General features: G+C 51.2%; 1 protein-coding gene. It reads right to left on the minus strand.

The features are described from left to right. Positions 1-383, minus strand: a 383-nt coding sequence (locus DPF_RS13585) for a transposase (RefSeq protein WP_141721145.1), incomplete at both ends; no start/stop codon positions are given.

A 383-nucleotide genomic window follows, 5' to 3' on the forward strand; every position in this document is an offset into this window, starting at 1 on the left:
TCAAGAAGAGCATTCTCCTGGTTTTGCGTGCGTTTTTTCTCAGCGCCTTTGAGTACGGCCCAACGGGTGTGATCTGGAAGCTTTGTCTGTCTGCCCTCAAGTTTCCGGACATCATCGACGGCCTTGGTGAAAAGCTGGACAACATGGAACCAGTCGACCGTCACCGAAGCGGACTTGAACTCCTTTTCGACGGCCGAGAGGAACGCAGGGGACATGTCGCAGACAACTTCGGCAATATTCTCGGGATGACCTTTATGTGCCCTGATAAACTCGCAAAACTTGGTCAGGCATTCCTTGCCTTTGCCTGGAGTGGCAAAAATCACGGGTTTGTCGGATCGATCCAGATCAATGAAGACCGTGATGTAATTATGACCACGCTTGGA

The organism is Desulfoplanes formicivorans (genome assembly GCF_001748225.1).
Taxonomy (GTDB): Bacteria; Desulfobacterota; Desulfovibrionia; order Desulfovibrionales; family Desulfomicrobiaceae; genus Desulfoplanes; species Desulfoplanes formicivorans.